This is a genomic window from Amycolatopsis sp. NPDC059021 (assembly GCF_042739895.1).
Lineage (GTDB): Bacteria > Actinomycetota > Actinomycetes > Mycobacteriales > Pseudonocardiaceae > Amycolatopsis.
Genome location: NZ_JBHYIQ010000033.1, coordinates 1 through 16,091, shown reverse-complemented (window position 1 = coordinate 16,091; position 16,091 = coordinate 1). Strand labels below are relative to the sequence as shown.

Genomic DNA, 16,091 nt, shown 5'->3' with positions numbered 1-16,091 from the left:
ACTGCCCGGCGTGAGCGGAACGGTCCTGATCCTCGGCGGACGCAGCGAAATCGGCCTCGCCGTGGCACAACGGCTGGTATCGGGCGGCGCGCGTCGCGTCGTGCTGGCCGCGCGCCGGAGCGCCGAGCTGACGGCGGAAAGCGCTCTGCTGCGCGAAGCCGGGGCGGAGTCCGTGACCTGCGTCGAGTTCGACGCCGACGACCTCGCCGCCCACGGGCCTTTCCTGACGAAGGTCGCGGCCGAGCACGGCCCGCTCGACGTCGTGGTGCTGGCCTTCGGCATCCTCGGCGATCAGGCCAGGGCCGAGACCGACGCGGCGCACGCCGCGGCGATCGTCCACACCGACTACGTCGCGCAGGTCGGCGTGCTGACGCACGCGGCGAATCTGCTGCGGGAGCAGGGGAACGGCGCGCTGGTCGTGTTCTCCTCGGTCGCCGGGGTGCGGGTGCGGCGGGCCAACTACGTCTACGGTTCAGCGAAGGCCGGGCTCGACGGCTTCGCGAGCGGGCTCGGCGACGCGTTGCACGGCAGCGGGGTGCGGCTGCTGGTGGTGCGGCCCGGCTTCGTGGTCGGCAGGATGACCGAGGGCATGTCGCCGACGCCGTTCTCCAGCACGCCGGACCAGGTCGCCGACGCGACCGTCGCCGCGCTTCGCCGCGGACGTGCCACGGTCTGGGTGCCGGGCGTCCTGCGGCCGATGTTCGCGGTCCTGCGCCTGCTGCCGCGGGCGCTCTGGCGCCGTATGCCGCGCTGACGGCGGAGGCCGTTCCGGGCGCGGAGTGCCGTGTCGATCACGCAGCGTTGTGTGATATTGGGCCGTGCGGGCGGTCCATACGGGTTTGCGACAGGTTTCTCAGGTTCTTCCCAGCTAACGCGGTGATCCTCGAATGCGGGGTCGGAAATCCGCGTCAGGGAAGGCAAGGGGAGTTCGTCGTGCTGCTCACGTCTCGGGGCCGCCGCATCGGCGGCCGCGTAGCGCTGGGAGTGGTGTCGACGCTCGTCCTCGGCGCCACCGGTTACGCGTGGTCACAACTGCACCGCCTGGACGCGTCGCTGGTGACCGCCGACGTCATCTCCCCGTCCGGCCGCGTCCCGGCCGAGCAGATCGGCCAGCCGCTCCAGACCGCGCAGAACATCCTGCTGGTCGGGCTGGACTCGCGCACCGACGCGAACGGTTATCCGCTGCCCCAGAACGTGCTCGACGCGCTGCACGCCGGCGACAGCACCGACGGCGGTGACACCACGGACACCATGATCGTGGTGCACATCCCGGTGGGCGGCGCGGCCGCCACGGCGATCTCGATCCCGCGGGATTCCTATGTGGACATCGCGGGCGGCCTGGGCAAGCACAAGATCAATTCGGCGTACAGCCGTGCCAAGGCGAACGCGAAGTCCACGCTGAGCGCGCAGGGGCTTTCCGGGCCACAGCTGGAAGTCCAGGCCAACGAGGCCGGGGCGAAGAGCGCGATCCAGACCGTCGAACAGTTCACCGGGCTCACCATCAACCACTACGCCGCGGTGAATCTCGCCGGCTTCTACGCGTTGAGCAACGCCGTCGGCGGCGTCGAAGTCTGCCTCAAAGCGCCGGTGCACGACAGCTACTCCGGCGCGGATTTCCCGGCCGGGCAACAGAGTCTCTCCGGCGCGCAGGCGCTCGCCTTCGTCCGGCAACGGCACGATCTGCCCAACGGCGATCTCGACCGGATCGCCCGGCAGCAGGCGTTCCTGTCCAGTATGGCCAAGAACGTCCTCGGTGCGGGGACACTGACCAATCCGGCCAAACTGGACGCGCTGATGTCGGCCGTGCAAGGGTCGGTCGTGCTCGACAAGGGCTGGGACGTGCTGAGTTTCGCCCGGCAGTTGCGCGGGCTCAGCTCGGGCTCGATCGGCTTCGCCACCATCCCGGTGCAGAGCCTTTCGCTGCAGACGCCCTATGACGGCGACGCCGTCCAGGTCGACCCGGCGCAGGTGCGCGAGTTCGTGCGCACCGCGCTCGCCACCCCGGCCGTCACCGCGTCTTCGGAATCGGCGAGTCAGGGGACCGGCGTCCGGCCGGTGGCCAACACCAGCACACCGAGCACTTCGAGTACTCCGGCGGAACCACCGTCCCTCTCCTCGCCGCGGGTCAGCTCCGCGTCGGGCTGCGTGAACTGAACGCCGCCCTGTTTTGCCGGTGACGGCGGGCAAATGTGGCTGCCCGAACGTCACTGGATCGGCGCTCTCCGTGCTCCACGGCGTTAAGATCCGGCCGACCAGCGCGCCAGTCACCGGGAGGGCGGAGGCCAGTGAAAATGCTGCCGAAGGGTGACGGCGCGCTCGTGGTCCGCACCGACTTCACCCATCCCCAGGCCTGGGACGAACTGCGCGTACTGTTTCGCACCTATGCTCCGGACGGCCTGCTCACGAACGTGCGAGTGGTCGACGATCCGCACTACGAAGGCATGACGACGCAACAGTTGCTCACCCTCGTCCCGGACGGCGGCGAGTACGCCTACCTGGCCGTCGCGGACGGTTTCACCACGGCGTCGGCGGCGAAACGCCCGCAGGACCGCAGCGTGGTCATCGTCGATCTGGACGACGAAGAAGAACCAGGCCGCACCTTCCGTGCCCTGGTCTCGGAACTCGCGTCGATCGACGCCGGCCTCTCGCCGCCGCGGCCGTGATTGCCGAGTTGAGCGATCTGACCGTTCAGGTCGACACGGGCCGGTGGAGCGAGACGATCCTGGACTCGGTGGACCTCGTGGTCCCGGCGGGCCGGATCACCGCACTGCTCGGTGAATCCGGCTGCGGCAAATCGATGGTCGCCGCGGCGCTGACGGGTCTGCTTCCCGCCGTCGCGCGCAGCACTGGGGACGTGCGCATCAACGGCACGGCCGTGCGGGATCAGCGACAGTGGCGACACCTCCGCGCCGGAACCGTCGGCCTGGTGCCACAATTCGGCGTCACGGCCTTCGCAGCGGAGGAAACCGTTGGCGCGCAGCTCTTCGAGCGTCAACGGCGGCATCGTGGCCGGAGTGTGGAGGAGGCCTGCGCGGCGGCGTTGTATCCTACGGAGGTACTCGATCTGTATCCGCATCAGCATTCCAGCGGGCAGATCCAGCGGGCCGCGCTGGCCGCGGCCCTGCTACCCGGTCCCGATCTCCTCGTCGTGGACGAACCTAGCGCCTCCCTCGACCCGGACACCGCCTACGAGGTATGGACCAATCTCCGCGCCTACGCCGATACCGGTGCCGCCGTCCTGACCATCACCCACGACGCCCCGCTGCTGAGCGAGACCGGGGTCGCCGATCAGATGGTGTTCCTGCGCGCCGGCCGCACCACCGCCACGGGGTCACCCACCGAGATGCGTGCTCTCGCGGATCCTTATGTGCAGGGCTTCTTTCGCTAGATTTACCGATCCGGCCGGTGACCGTCGGTATCAGTTGATGTCGAACTCGTTGCCCTCCGGATCCTTCATCCCGACCGCGTAGTGGTCGAGCCCCTCCTCGGCCAGGGCGCCGGTGATGGTGGCGCCGCGGCCGGCCAGTCTGTCGGCCTCGGCGTCGACGCGCTGCCGGCGGATTTCGAGCGGGTCGGTCCGCGCGCCGCTGGCGTGGATGTCGAGGTGCAGCCGGTTCTTGACCACCTTGGGGTCCTGGACCGGTTGGAACCAGATGCTGGGGCCGTCGCCGTTCGGGTCGCTGATCCGGTCCGCGCCGTCGACCAGGTCCTCTTCGGGTATCCCGAGGTCGCGGTAGTAGTCGTTCCAGGTGGCGAAGCCGGCCGGCGGGGGCGCGAGTCGATAGCCCAGCGCGGCAGCCCAGAAGCGGGCTAGGCGGTCCGGGTCGGCGCAGTCGATCACCAGCTGGAAGCGTACGGACATCGGGTTCCTTTCGCACTGATTGTCTGAGAGCACCTGAAACCGTGACACGACCGCCAACACCCCAGCAACCGGCCACGATCTTTGTCAGACACGTCCTAGACAGCGACGGGTCTGTGGAGGATGTTTCTTTTGGGTGTGCGTAAGGGATCTACGTAGTCTGGCGGAATGAATTCGGGGAGTCCGTCCTCGGCGATGCGGACTGTCCAGTCGGCCTTGTGGAGCAGTCGGTGGTGGGCGCCGCAGAGCAGGACGAGATTCCGGAGGACGGTGAGTCCGCCGTGTATCCACATCGTGACGTGGTGGGCGTCGCAATGCCGTGGCTTGCGATGACAGCCCGGGAAAGCGCAGCCGCCGTCCCGGATGGTCAACGCTTTGCGTAGTGCGGGAGTGACCAATCGCTTGGCGCGCCCGAGGTCGAGGGGTTCGCCCTTGGTGCCGAGGACGGCGGGGATGATCTGGCAGTCGCAGGCGAGCATGCGTGCTTCGGTGGCGGTGATGGTGCTGACCATGTCGAGGCAGGCGGTGCCCAGCTTCGACTTCAGGTCTTCCAGCGTCACTGTGACCAGGAGTTGGGCGCGGTCGCCGCCGGGCACATCCGGGACGTTGGCGAGCATCGCGATCGCCTCGCCGAAGGCTTCCCCGTAGCGTTCGGGGACCGAGCGCAGGTCGGGCCATTTGTCTTCCCCAGCAGGACGCGGGGTGGCCAGTGGATCGAGGATGGTGCTCAGCCGGGTTCCGGTGATGGGGTCGAGCTGGCCGTCGATGTCGAACCAGCCGTCTTTGCGCTGCCGCACCCGCAACTCCGGCTTCCGCTCCGGCGGATCCGGGTCCTTCGGTGGCTTCCCGTCCTGGTCCATCCGCGCCAGCAACTCATCAGCAGCCTTCACCACTTCCTGAGGCGTCGCGTGACGGGCCAACTCCACGAGGATCTTCTCCGCTTTAGATCTGTCCTCTTCGGACACGAAGCTGGGGACCTTCTTGAGAAAGTGAAGGATACGGTCGCTGTGGTGCGGGCCGATCTCGCCGTCGAGGGCGGCGGCGCCGGTTGCTGGCGCCACCGCGGGGAGTTCGGTACCGTCGATGTTACGGCCGGGATTCAACCCGTGGGCTCGATCGAGGTACTTTTTGGCGTCACCACGCGACATCCGAGCCATATGCGCGAACCACGCCGCGGTGGAGCCGTAGCCGTACAGTTTGGACGCACCGCGGGAATCGATCTCCACGAGGTACTGGCCAAGTTCGGCGTCCAGGCGCCACATGGCCTCCAGTCGTGTACGCACCTCATCGGCGAGTTCACGACCGGATCGCCGCCACAGCTCCTGCGGCGGTTCCAGAGTGGACAGATTCCCGGACACGCCACCATCATACCGCGCCGGATAGAACATATGTGCGACACGAATGGGTGAAGTAGGTCTGAGCTTGTTTAAGGTGCTGCGGCGATTTCGCGTATCGTGTGGCGGAGATCCGGTCACCGTGTTGAGACTCGGTAGTGCTCTCCTTGCTGGGGTAAGGCAAGACAGAACGGATGCCCGGGGGTTCGCTGGCTTGGCCAGGTAGGTGGGATGTAGTCGGCGACTTGCTGGAAGCCGATGCGTGGTTCGTGGTCCGGTGGCGTCGCGATAGACACCCAGTCCTCATCGTCTTTGACGCGGTGCATGCTTAGCGGGGGCTCGTAGAACCCAGCGAGATTTCGGGGGCTCCGGGCGGTCAATGACGAGAGCAAGTCGCCAGACCCCGTCGCACCACTTAACGACAAGCCAAGGTGACCGAACCCGAACCCGCGCCGCCCGCAGTTTGTCCACAAAGGACCAAATGCGGGGCTGAGTCGCCTGCTGTGCCGCCATTTGCCCCGGCCGCGTCCTCAAAGCTCCGCGGAAGGCGGGGAATCCGCAACCACCGGCCACGATGCCGCCGAGGAGACGCGTCCTCGTGCGCCAGTGGTCATGTCCAGTGCATCAGGGGCCCCGCACCGCACTGAAGTCCACGGAGGACGAATCGGGTTCGGCGTGGCACCGCCGCCGCGAAGTACGGGAACACGGACCAGGGAAGCGCGCAGCGGCTCAGCGCAGCAGCGCGATGACCTCCGCGAAGGTGTCCATACTGAACTCGACCACCGAGAAATACGTCAGCCCATAGGTTTCCCGGTATTCGCGCACGGTGTCGGCGATCGCCGAAGGGCTGCCGCTCAGAATGCCGGGCAGCTTCCGGATCCGCTCGTCGGACAGGCCGGGGGCGAGCTGGCGCTGGAAAGTCAGGTCGGCCGTCGAAGCGTCCGTGAAGACGCCCTGGACGAGCAGGTTCAGTTCGGGCTCCGTCTCGCGCGAAGCAGCTGCGGCGCGCACGAGGTCCATCTTCTTCGCCAGCGCGGCGTGGCCGGTGTCGTTGTCGTCGATGGGGAGGGCGCCCGCGATGCCGACGATGTCGGCGTGTTCGGCGGCGAAGCGCAGCACCCGGGGGCCCGTTCCGGCGATCATGATCGGCGGGCCGGGCTGCTGGACGGGCGGGGGCTGGTGATCGGCGAACAGGCGGCGCAGCTCGGACACGGTGTGCGTCAGGTGATCCACGCGTTCCCCCGCGCTGGGGAAGGGAAGACCCGCGGCGTCGAATTCTTCCTTGACGTAGCCCGTGCCGAGGCCGAGTTCGAGTCGTCCGTCGACCAGGAGGTCGGTGGTGGCGACCTCCCGCGCCAGCAAGGCGGGACGATAGAAGCCGGCATTCAGTACATAGGTGCCCAAGCGTGCCGTCGTGGTGACTTCCGCGGCCGCCGCCAGCGCCGGGAACGGCGCGGGGAGGCCGAGATGGTCGGGCACCTGGATCACGTCGTAGCCGAGGCTTTCCGCGCGCCGTGCCTTGTCCTGCCACTTCGCGCGCGATTCGCAGATGGCCATGTTCACGCCGAAACGGAATGGACGGGCGGACATGCGTTCTCCTCTGGTCGGCGGACATCCCCGAGAACGATCTTAGGTAGCTTCCCCGGGAGCGGCACCGGCTTTCCGGGCACCGAAAACTGTCCGAACGGCCTGGGGATTCCGATGCCGCGGCAGGGTTCCCGGCTCACCGCAGCTGCGCGATGACCTCCGCGAAGGCGGCCATGTCGAACTCGAGCACCGTGAAATACGTGATCCCGTACTTCTCCCGGTACTCGTGCAGGGTGTCGACGATCGCCGAGGGGCTGCCGCACAGAACGCCGGGCAGCGCGAGCAGTTGCTCATCGGACAGCTCGGGGGCGAACCTGCGCTGGAAGGACAAATCGATCGCCGCGGCATCCCGCGCGACGGCCTTGACGAGCAGGTTCAGTTCGAGGTCCGCCGCGCGCGGGCCGGCGGCGGAGCGCACGAGTTCGATCTTCTCCGCCAGCGCGCCGTGTCCGGTGTCGTTGGCGTCGAGAGGCAGGGCGCCCGCGATGCCGACGATGTCCGCGTGCTCGGCGGCGGCGCGCAGGAGCCGCTTTCCCTGTCCGGCGATCATGATCGGCGGCGCCGGGCGCTGGGTGGGCGGGGGCTGGTGGTCGGCGAGCAGGCGGCGCAGTTCCGTCACCGTGTGCACCAGATGGTCCAGACGTTCGCCGGGGCTGGGGAAGGGAAGGCCCGCGGCTTCGAACTCGGACTGGACGTAGCCCGCGCCGAGGCCGATTTCGAGGCGGCCGTCACTGAGCAGGTCGACCGTGGCGGCTTCCCGCGCGAGCAGTGCGGGACGGTAGAAACCGGCATTCAGCACATAGGTGCCCAGACGTGCCGTGGTGGTGACCTCGGCGGCCGACGTCAGCGCCGGGAACGGCGCGGGCCTGCCCAGGTGGTCGGGCACGTTGAGCACGTGATAGCCCAGCTCCTCGGCCTGTCGTACCTTGGCTTGCCACTCGGTGCGTGAGTCGCTGGTGAGCAGGTTGACGCCGAAACGGAACGGGCGGGTGGTCATACGGTCTCTCCTCGGTGACGCGGCCGAACGAAGATCATCCTAGGTAACTCGGGTCCCTCGCGACACCGGTTTCCCACGCCGGAGGCCGCCCCGGACATCCGGGGCGGCCTCGCGATGACGCAGCTCACACGAACGCGCTCTGCCCGGTGATCGACTTCCCGACGATGAGGGTGTTCATCTCACGGGTGCCCTCGTAAGAGTAGATCGCCTCGGCGTCGTTGAAGAACCGCGCGATGTCGTAGTCGAGTACGATTCCGTTGCCACCGAAGATCTCCCGGCTCCACGCGACGACCTCGCGCATCCGCGAAGTGACGAACGCCTTCGCCAGCGACGAGTGTTCGTCGCGGAAGATCCCGGCGTCCTGCAGCCGCGCCAGCTGGACCAGCATGCCCCACGAGGCGGTGATGTTGCCGAGGCTGCGCACCAGCAGATCCTGCACCAGCTGGAATCGCGCGATCGGGCGGCCGAACTGCTTGCGCTCCTTCGCGTAGGCCAGCGCGAGTTCGTAGGCGCCGATCATCACGCCCAATGCCTGCCAGGCCACGCCACCGCGGGTGGCGCGCAGGATCTCCGCGACGTCGCGGAAGGAGTTGATGTTCTGCAACCGGTTCGCTTCCGGCACGCGCACGTCGGTGAGGGTGATCTCGGCGTTCTCCACGATCCGGTAACCCAGTTTGTTCTCGATCTTCACCGGGGTGAAGCCGGGCGTGCCCTGCTCGACGACGAATCCCTTGACGTTGTTGTCGTCGAGGTCACGTGCCCACACGACGACCAGGTCGGCGAAGGTCGCGTTGCCGATCCACTTCTTGGCCCCGTTGAGAATCCAGGTGTCGCCGTCGCCTTCTTTGGATATGCGCCGTGCGGTGGTGCGCATGCCGCCCGCGACGTCCGATCCGCCCATCGGCTCGGTCATCGCGAACGCGCCGATCCTGTCCATCGCCGCCATCGAGGGCAGCCACCGGTCCTGCTGCTCCTGGCTGCCACCCGACTTGATGCTGTACATCGCGAGTCCGTTGTGGACACCGAAGAAGGTGGCGCTCGAAGCGTCCACACGCGACATCTCCATCGCGGTCATGCCGATGAGCAGGTTGCTCGCGGCGGGCTTGTACTCGCTGTAGCCCTCGTAGGCCAGGCCCGCCAGGTCGAGCGAGCGGAACTTGCCGATGAACTCGCGGGGGAACTCTCCTTTCGCCCACGCCTCGTTGACCAGTGGCTTGATCTCGGTACGCATGAAGTCGCGGACCTTGAGCAGCACCTTGCGTTCGTCGTCCGAGAGCAGTGCTTCGTAGTCGTAGAAGTCGGCGGTCAGCTGGTCTTCGAGTGGTTCCACGGTGGCGGTCATCTCAGTTCTCCTCCTTGGCGGCACTGTCCAAAGCGGACAGCACGGCGATTTGCTTGCGGTCGCGCGTCTCGGCCAGTTCCGAGTACGTGGAGGAGCCGTAAGCCTTTTCGACGGCTTCGATGAGCCGTTCCTGCTCTTCGGGGCTCTGCGAGGGCTTGCCGAGGCCGTCCCACATCTTCTTCATCGACTTGCCGATGTGCTCGGCCATGTGCCGGTAGCCGCCGGGGCCGCCGCCCAGATGCGAGCCGAGGAACGGCCCGACCGTGGCCCAGCGGATGCCCAGCGAGTTCGTCATCACCTTGTCCAGGTCCTCCGGCGTGACGACGCCCTGTTCGACGAGGTAGATCGCCTCACGGCTGAGCGCGTTCTGCAGCCGGTTGCCGACGAAGCCCGGGATCTCCTTGCGCTCCACCACCGGCGTGCGGCCGACGAAGCGGTAGAAATCCACCGCGGCCGCCACCGACTCGTCACTGGTGCGTCCCCCGGGGACGACCTCGACCAGCGGGATGAGGTGCGGCGGGTTGAACGGGTGTCCGATGAGGACGCGGGAGGCGTCGGCCAGTCCGCCGGTGAACGCGGTCGCCGGGATCGCCGAAGACGAGCTCAGCAGCAGTGCGTGCGCGGGGGCTTCGCGGACCAGCGTGGCGAAGAGGTCCTTTTTGAACTCGGCGTTCTCCGGCCCGTTCTCCTGCACGACGTCCGCGTCTCGCACGGCGTCGGCGATGTCGGCCGCGATGACGACCCGGTCGGCGATGCCGTCGACCTCAAGGCCCTGCTGGGCCAGATGCGGGGTGAATTCGTCCAAAGCGGACTGAATGGCCTCGGCCAGATCAGGCCGCGGATCGCTGACCCGGACGGTCAGCCCGTGCCCGGCGAACAACGCGGTCCAGGAGAGCCCGATGGTCCCGGCGCCGATCACCGCCGCGGTGCGGAATTCCGTGTTCATGAGCGCGCTCCCGTCAGGTAGTCGTGGACCGGCTTGACCGGGGCGAGCGTCAGGTCGGTGAGGATATGGCTCGCCGAGACGATCTCGCGGACCGGAAGATCGGCCAGCGGGGCGAGCACGTGTTCGAACAGCTGCAGCCGCGCGGGGCCGGTCCAGGCACCGCGCACCACGACGTCGGTGATCTCGGTGCGGACCAGTTCGGCGACACGCGGAGAACCGTCGTAGTTCGGGATCTTCTTGAGCATGAACGTCGGCACGGTGATCTGCGCTTCGGCTTCGCGCTCGTCCAGCTCGTAGTGCTTGTAGCCCATGGTCGCGGTGGCGACGCGCAGTGATCCGTAGTCGAGCGTGCCGACCAGCGCGCCGTTGTCGACATAGAGGTTCGGCGCCCCGGCGGTCTTCGGGTAGGCGCTGATCTCGCGGCCGGAGGCGGTGGCCGGGAAGTTGTCCAGGTACATCGCGTGCAGGTACTCGCCGCGCTCGCCATCGAAGGTGACCGGGATGGCCTGGCCCGACTCGGTGTAGGGGCCGTAGCCGGAGACGTCGCCCATCTTCATGACCTCGAAGCGGACCAGCGGCTCGTCGATCTCCAGGGGCTCGGGGACGACGGCGCGCAGCGCGTCGATGTCGGTGCGGTAGACGATGTTGAGGTACTCACGGTCGGTGAACCGCGGGATCACCGGTGCGTACGCCGGGTTCACCAACGGGGTGGTGACGTGCTGAAGAACTTCTTGCTGCTTCATGGTTTCTACCGTCCTGTCCACACGGGATCACGGCGCTCGGCGAAGGCCCGCATGCCCTCGCGGACGTCGGCCGAAGCCATCAGATGGCCCATTTCCTCGCGCTGCGCGGCGAACGCGTCGGCGTCCGGCACGCCGTCGGCGGCGCGCACGATCTTCTTCACCGCGGCCAGCGCCAGCGGTGCGTTGCCCGCCAGCTGTTCGGCCAGTTTCAGTGCGGCGGCCGTGGCGTCGCCCGCCGGGACGACCCGGTTGGCCAGGCCCAGTTCCCCGGCGCGGATCCCGCTCACCGGTTCGCCGGTCAGCAGGAACTCCATTGCCAGGTGATGCGGGATCCGCTTCGGCAGCCGGATGACGCCGCCGCCCGCGGCGACCAGCCCGCGTTTGACCTCGGGAAGGCCGAAGGTCGCGTCCTCGGCGGCGACGATCAGGTCGCAGCCCAGCGCGAGCTCGAACCCGCCGCCCATCGCGGCGCCTTCGACCGCGGCGATCAGCGGTTTGGCCGGCGCGGCCTCGGTCAGCCCGCCGAACCCGCGTCCCGGGATCTCCGGGGATTCGCCGCGCAGTGCGGCCTTGAGGTCCATCCCGGCGCTGAACGTGCCGTCCGCGCCGGTCAGCACGCCGGCCCGCAGGTCGGTATCGGACTCCAGCAGGTCGAGTGCGGCGGCCAGCCCGGCGGCGACGGCGGCGTCGACCGCGTTGCGCGCCCGGGGCCGGTCGATCGTGATCAGCAGGGTGGCGCCGATCCGTTCGGTGCGCACTTCGTTGGTGCTCATGGCTTTCTTCTTTCTGGCGAACCTCAGCGAGCGGTCAGCTCGCTCAGGACTTCTTCGGTGTCCTGGCCCGGCGTCGGAGCCAGGCGCCGCACGGAGGCGGGGGTCGCGGAGAACCGCACCGGGACGCCGACCGTCCGGATCGGACCCTCGGTCGGGTGCTCGACGGTGTCGAGCAGGTGGCCTTCGCGGACGTACTCGTCGTCCTGGGCGCGGTCCAGTTCCAGCACCGGTGCCATCGGGATGCTGTGCTTGGCGCACACCTCGGCCCATTCCTCGGTGGTCAGCGCCGGGGCGCACTCGTCGATCAGCGCGGCGAGGCCCTCGTTGTCGGCGGAGTCGATGACGGGACCGTTGACGCGCGGGTCCTCGGCGAGGTCGGGGCGCCCGGCGGCGTGGAAGAAGTCCCGGAAGTTCTGCGGGTTGTAGGGGATCACGCAGGCGAGGCCGTCCTTGGTGTGCACCGCGTGGTGCCCCGGCGACATCGACAGCGGGAACCCGGTGGCGCTCAGCGGGGGCTCGAACACGTGCCCGGAAAGGTGTTCGACCAGGTTGAACGCGATCAACGTGTCGGTCATCGGGATCTCGACGAACTGCCCCTCGCCGGTCTTGTTCCGGTGCACCAGCGCCGCGAGGACGCTGTAGGCGATGGTGAGCGAAGAGACCTTGTCCCCGAGGATCGTCGGCAGGTAGACCGGCTTGCCGAGCGCGCGGTTCGCGATGTCGACCAGCCCGGACGCGGCCTGCACGGTCTCGTCGTAGGCGGCGTTCCCGGCCCGGTCCGAGTCGCCGCGGAAGCCCTGGGCGTGGGCGTAGACCAGGCCGGGGTTGCGGCCCGCGATGTCCGCATAGGACAGACCGAGCCTGGCCAGCGCGCCGGGGCGCATATTGGTGATCAGGACGTCGGCGCCGTCGATCAGCTCGAGCGCCCGCTCGCGTTCCGCGTCGTCCTTGAGGTTCAGCGCCACGCTTCGCTTGTTGCGGTTGACGTTCAGGTTGAGCGGGGTCATGCCCGGCGTGGTGCGGTACCGGCCGTTCCGGACGGTGTCCGCGGGCGACTCGATCTTGATCACGTCGGCGCCGAGATCGCCGAGGATCTGCGCCGCGTACGGGCCCATGACCACGGTGGAGAGGTCGATCACGCGGACCCCGTCGAGCGGGCCCGCCTTCGTTGTGCCGTCCGTCATTTCTCCTCCTGCGCCTTGCATCGCTGTCTGCTTCCGAAGTTAGTCGCGCATTCCGGGAAAGGGAATGATCAAAGGGCGAACAATGGTATGACCGCAGCGGTCACACCATTATCGGGCGCTATCTCGGCGAATTGTGCGTGCGAATTCAGTGGGCGATGGGCTCGCCGAAGACATCGCGGACGATGCCGATCAGCTCCTCGAGATCGCCGCCGTCGGCGCGATCGGCGCGCCAGATCAGACCGGTTTCCAGCTGGGGATCGAAGTCGGCGAACGGGAGGACGGTCACGTTGTCCAGCCGGTAACCGTGCATCGGGCTGCGCTCGTCGAGCATGGAAACCGAGAACGCCTTTTCGCTGGAAATGATTTCGGTGACGCCGCCGTAGCCGGTGTTGGTCAGCCGGATCCGCTTTTTGATACCCCGCGACGTCAACTGCTGGTCGAGCTGCTCGAAATACGCGGGCCGCGTTTCCTCCGGGGAGGCGACATAGGCGAATTCGGACAACTCGGCCAGGCTGACCGAATCCCGGCCTGCGAACCGGTCGGCGGGCACCACCGCGCCGAGCCGCTCGGACATGACCGTGAGCACGTCCAGCGCGGGATCCGCGATCGGCAGCCGGACCAGCGAAAGCGCGAGTTTTCCGTCGTGGACGGCGGCGACGAGGTCGGCCGAGGTACCCGGCCACCGCTTGAGCTCGTAGCGGTCACCGCACCGCCGGGCCAGTTCGTTGACCCGCTCGCGCAGATCCGGGTGCACCCCGGCGGGCATGCCGAGGAACAGCGTGCTGCGCCGCGGTTTCGTCGCTTCCCGCAGCCGCCACGGGATCGAGTTGACCTGCTCCAGAATGTCCCGCGCGATCGGCAGGAGCGCGTATCCGGCGGGGGTCAGCGTCACGTGGTGCGTGCTGCGGTCGAACAGCTGCTGGCCGAGTTCGTGTTCGAGGTCCTTGATGCGCTGGCTCAACGGCGACGCGGCCATGTGCAGCTTGCGCGCCGCGGCGGAGAAGTTCAGCTCCTCGGCCACGGCCACGAAATAGCGCAGGTGCAGCATCTCCACCCGGGCCAGCCTAGCCGAGTAGCGCGGCCGCGCAGGTCAGGAGGCCTGTTCGAACACTGCGAAGTGGGTGGCGACAAACAGGTCCATCGCCTCGTCGACGGCACGACGGTCCCCGGTGGTCACGAGGTCGAGCAGGAGGCCGCGCGCCACCGCAAGACAGAGCCGGGCCCGCGCCGCGCACTGTCCTTCCGGGACACCGGCACGGGCGAGCAACTCGGTCAGCGGCGGCAGCCAGTCGTCGATGACGCCGTCGAGCAGCGCGGTGGTCCCCGGCGTGCCGCCGAGCGCGTGACCGTAGAGCTGGAAGAACAGCTTTTCGTTGCGCCGCAGCGTGTCGTCGGTGAGACGGCGCCAGAACCGGCGGCCGAGTTCGACGATCGGGACGTCGGCGGAGAGATCGGCGAGCACCTCGCGCTGACGCCGCTCGACCTCGTTCACGACCGCTGTGAGCAGGCCTTCCTTGGACCCGAAGTGGTAGATGAGCATCCGGTGGCTGGTGCCGAGCGCGCCGGCGAGGGTGCGCAGGCTCTGGTCCGCGCCGCCGTGCCGCGCGATGTGCTCGATCGTCGCCTCCAGGAGCTTCGCCCGGGGATCGGCGCTTGCCTCGGTCATGTACCACATGGTACATGTACCATGTGGTACGGCGAGGGAGAGGGTCCAATGGGGATTCAGCGGATTTCGGTGCGGGGACACACGACGGCGTCGCCCGAGGAGGTCTACGAGCTGCTGAGGGACGGGGCAAGCTGGCCGGAGTGGTCTCCGCTCGGCTCGTTCCGCCTGATACGGGAGGGGAATGGCGCGCCGGAGGGACTGGGAGCGCTCCGGTTCTTCCGCACCGGGCGGATCAAGAGCTGTGAGGAGATCGTCGAACTCGTGCCGGCACGCCGGTTCTCGTACGTGCTGCGCTCCGGCCTGCCGTTGCGGGGCTACCGCGCCGACGTCGACCTGACGCCGGACGACGGCGGCACCGAAATCCACTGGCATTCGGCGTTCGCGGCGAAGATCCCCGGCACCGGCTGGCTGTACCGGCGGACACTCGCGTCGTTCATCCGGCGGTGCGTCGACGGGCTGGTCGCGGCGACCAGCGCGACCGGGGTGCGGCCCGCCCCATAGAGTAGGCGCATGTCAGCGCCACGACGGGGATCGACCGGACGGACCCAGGAGGAACGCAGCGCCGCGATGCGGACGCGCCTGCTCGACGCGACCGTCGACTGCCTCGTCGAGTACGGCTACTCCGGCACCACGACGACCCGCGTCGCCGACCGGGCCGGGGTCACCCGCGGCGCGCAGGTGCACCATTTCCCGACGAAGGCCGATCTGGTGACGTCGGCGATCCGGCATCTGGCGGCCAAGCGCACCCAGGTCGCGATGGCCGAGCTGGACCGGCTCCGCGCGTCGTCCGATCCGGTGGGCGACGCGCTGCAGCTGTTGTGGGAGATGCACCAGGGGCCGGTGTTCTCCGCGACCGTCGAGCTGTGGGTGGCCTCGCGCACCGACCCCGAGCTGCGGCGGCAGATGGCGCTGGTCGAGCCGATCGCCACCAGCAGCCTGATCGAGTTCGGGAAGGCGCTGCTGCCGGATCATGCGGGACATCCGGAGTTCCTGCACGCGGTGTACACCGCGATGGACGTCGTGCGGGGCATCCTCATCGCCAGCTGGGCCACGCGCGATCAGGTCGAGCTGGAGGCGCGCTGGGACCGGGCGCGCGGGCACCTGCGGGTGCTGTTCACCGCGCTCATGGCGCCCGCGACGTCGCACTGACCTGCCCGCGGGGGTGTTACTCTCTCCAGGAGAGTGAGGAGGGGTTGCCGTGGACCTCAGCCCGAACCCGTTCAACCGGGACTGCCCGACCCGCAAGCTGCTCGACCGCATCGGCGACCAGTGGACGGTGCTCATCGTCGGCGCCCTCGTCGACGGTCCGCTGCGGTTCACCGAGATCGGCAAGCGCGTGGACGGCATCTCGCAGAAGGTCCTCACCCAGACGCTGCGCAGCCTGGTCCGCGACGGCATCCTGACGCGCACCGCCTACCCGGTCATCCCGCCGCGTGTCGAGTACGAGCTGACTCCGTTGGGGCGCAACCTCTCCGAGCCGCTCGACATGCTGGACCGCTGGGCCCGCAGTCATATGGGCGAGGTCGAACGGGCCCGCGACGCCTTCGACCGCGAGAACACCCCGGTCTCCGCCTGAGCCCCCGGGTGGGGGGGTGGGTGGGGGGGGCTGCGGGCGGCCGCGCGCTAGTACCACGCCCTCGACGGAGGGCGCGGGGCGCGC

At 68.4% G+C, this 16,091-nt stretch carries 18 protein-coding genes; 7 read left to right on the top strand and 11 right to left on the bottom strand.

All coding sequences use genetic code 11. From position 1 onward, the window contains the following. Positions 1-10: 10 nt before the first annotated feature. From ACFWX1_RS20615 to ACFWX1_RS20600, 4 genes are all read left to right on the top strand, one after another. Positions 11-754 carry an SDR family NAD(P)-dependent oxidoreductase gene (locus tag ACFWX1_RS20615; RefSeq protein WP_378389553.1) on the top strand — a complete coding sequence of 248 codons (744 nt, stop codon included), beginning with the start codon at positions 11-13 and terminating at the stop codon, positions 752-754. A gap of 179 nt (positions 755-933) precedes the next feature. Then, the gene (locus ACFWX1_RS20610) at positions 934-2,154 is read left to right on the top strand and encodes an LCP family protein (protein WP_378389551.1); all 1,221 of its coding nucleotides are present in this window, start codon (positions 934-936) and stop codon (positions 2,152-2,154) included. Positions 2,155-2,291: 137 nt separating this feature from the next. Continuing rightward, entirely contained in the window at positions 2,292-2,663 is a 372-nt protein-coding gene (locus ACFWX1_RS20605; RefSeq protein WP_378389549.1) for a DUF6924 domain-containing protein, read from the top strand. 8 nt (positions 2,664-2,671) lie between these two features. Then, complete coding sequence (locus tag ACFWX1_RS20600; RefSeq protein ID WP_378389547.1) at positions 2,672-3,388, top strand: ATP-binding cassette domain-containing protein; 717 nt, start codon at positions 2,672-2,674, stop codon at positions 3,386-3,388. Positions 3,389-3,418: 30 nt separating this feature from the next. On the opposite strand, the gene ACFWX1_RS20595 is transcribed toward ACFWX1_RS20600, so the two are convergent. The 11 genes from ACFWX1_RS20595 to ACFWX1_RS20545 all read right to left on the bottom strand — a co-directional run bounded on the left by ACFWX1_RS20595 (position 3,419) and on the right by ACFWX1_RS20545 (position 14,431). Next, positions 3,419-3,862 (bottom strand): VOC family protein, encoded by a 444-nt coding sequence (locus tag ACFWX1_RS20595; RefSeq protein WP_378389544.1) that lies wholly within the window; start codon positions 3,860-3,862, stop codon positions 3,419-3,421. A gap of 95 nt (positions 3,863-3,957) precedes the next feature. Then, complete coding sequence (locus ACFWX1_RS20590; protein ID WP_378389687.1) at positions 3,958-5,247, bottom strand: DUF222 domain-containing protein; 1,290 nt, start codon at positions 5,245-5,247, stop codon at positions 3,958-3,960. Between the two features lie 675 nt (positions 5,248-5,922). Further along, positions 5,923-6,783 carry a TIGR03621 family F420-dependent LLM class oxidoreductase gene (locus tag ACFWX1_RS20585; RefSeq protein ID WP_378389542.1) on the bottom strand — a complete coding sequence of 287 codons (861 nt, stop codon included), beginning with the start codon at positions 6,781-6,783 and terminating at the stop codon, positions 5,923-5,925. A gap of 133 nt (positions 6,784-6,916) precedes the next feature. After that, positions 6,917-7,777: a TIGR03621 family F420-dependent LLM class oxidoreductase gene (locus tag ACFWX1_RS20580; protein WP_378389540.1), complete on the bottom strand. Its 861-nt coding sequence runs from the start codon at positions 7,775-7,777 to the stop codon at positions 6,917-6,919. 124 nt (positions 7,778-7,901) lie between these two features. Beyond that, the gene (locus ACFWX1_RS20575; RefSeq protein WP_378389538.1) at positions 7,902-9,119 is read right to left on the bottom strand and encodes an acyl-CoA dehydrogenase family protein; all 1,218 of its coding nucleotides are present in this window, start codon (positions 9,117-9,119) and stop codon (positions 7,902-7,904) included. Position 9,120: 1 nt separating this feature from the next. Further along, positions 9,121-10,065: a 3-hydroxyacyl-CoA dehydrogenase NAD-binding domain-containing protein gene (locus ACFWX1_RS20570; RefSeq protein WP_378389536.1), complete on the bottom strand. Its 945-nt coding sequence runs from the start codon at positions 10,063-10,065 to the stop codon at positions 9,121-9,123. Next, entirely contained in the window at positions 10,062-10,808 is a 747-nt protein-coding gene (locus ACFWX1_RS20565; protein WP_378389534.1) for an acetoacetate decarboxylase, read from the bottom strand. Before ACFWX1_RS20565 ends, ACFWX1_RS20570 begins: the two co-directional genes overlap by 4 nt. A gap of 5 nt (positions 10,809-10,813) precedes the next feature. Beyond that, positions 10,814-11,581 (bottom strand): crotonase/enoyl-CoA hydratase family protein, encoded by a 768-nt coding sequence (locus tag ACFWX1_RS20560; RefSeq protein WP_378389532.1) that lies wholly within the window; start codon positions 11,579-11,581, stop codon positions 10,814-10,816. A 23-nt stretch (positions 11,582-11,604) separates the two neighbouring features. After that, a complete protein-coding gene (locus ACFWX1_RS20555; protein ID WP_378389530.1) occupies positions 11,605-12,765 on the bottom strand; it encodes a CaiB/BaiF CoA transferase family protein in 1,161 nt (386 codons plus the stop codon). Positions 12,766-12,910: 145 nt separating this feature from the next. After that, positions 12,911-13,819, bottom strand: coding sequence for a LysR family transcriptional regulator (locus ACFWX1_RS20550; protein ID WP_378389528.1), 909 nt, complete (start codon positions 13,817-13,819; stop codon positions 12,911-12,913). A 36-nt stretch (positions 13,820-13,855) separates the two neighbouring features. After that, entirely contained in the window at positions 13,856-14,431 is a 576-nt protein-coding gene (locus tag ACFWX1_RS20545; protein ID WP_378389526.1) for a TetR/AcrR family transcriptional regulator, read from the bottom strand. 48 nt (positions 14,432-14,479) lie between these two features. Here ACFWX1_RS20545 and ACFWX1_RS20540 point away from each other — a divergent pair, with 48 nt between their 5' ends. From ACFWX1_RS20540 to ACFWX1_RS20530, 3 genes are all read left to right on the top strand, one after another. Beyond that, the gene (locus ACFWX1_RS20540; protein WP_378389524.1) at positions 14,480-14,932 is read left to right on the top strand and encodes an SRPBCC family protein; all 453 of its coding nucleotides are present in this window, start codon (positions 14,480-14,482) and stop codon (positions 14,930-14,932) included. A gap of 66 nt (positions 14,933-14,998) precedes the next feature. Continuing rightward, the gene (locus tag ACFWX1_RS20535) at positions 14,999-15,580 is read left to right on the top strand and encodes a TetR/AcrR family transcriptional regulator (RefSeq protein WP_378389685.1); all 582 of its coding nucleotides are present in this window, start codon (positions 14,999-15,001) and stop codon (positions 15,578-15,580) included. A gap of 49 nt (positions 15,581-15,629) precedes the next feature. Next, positions 15,630-16,007: a winged helix-turn-helix transcriptional regulator gene (locus ACFWX1_RS20530; protein WP_378389522.1), complete on the top strand. Its 378-nt coding sequence runs from the start codon at positions 15,630-15,632 to the stop codon at positions 16,005-16,007. Positions 16,008-16,091: the final 84 nt, after the last annotated feature.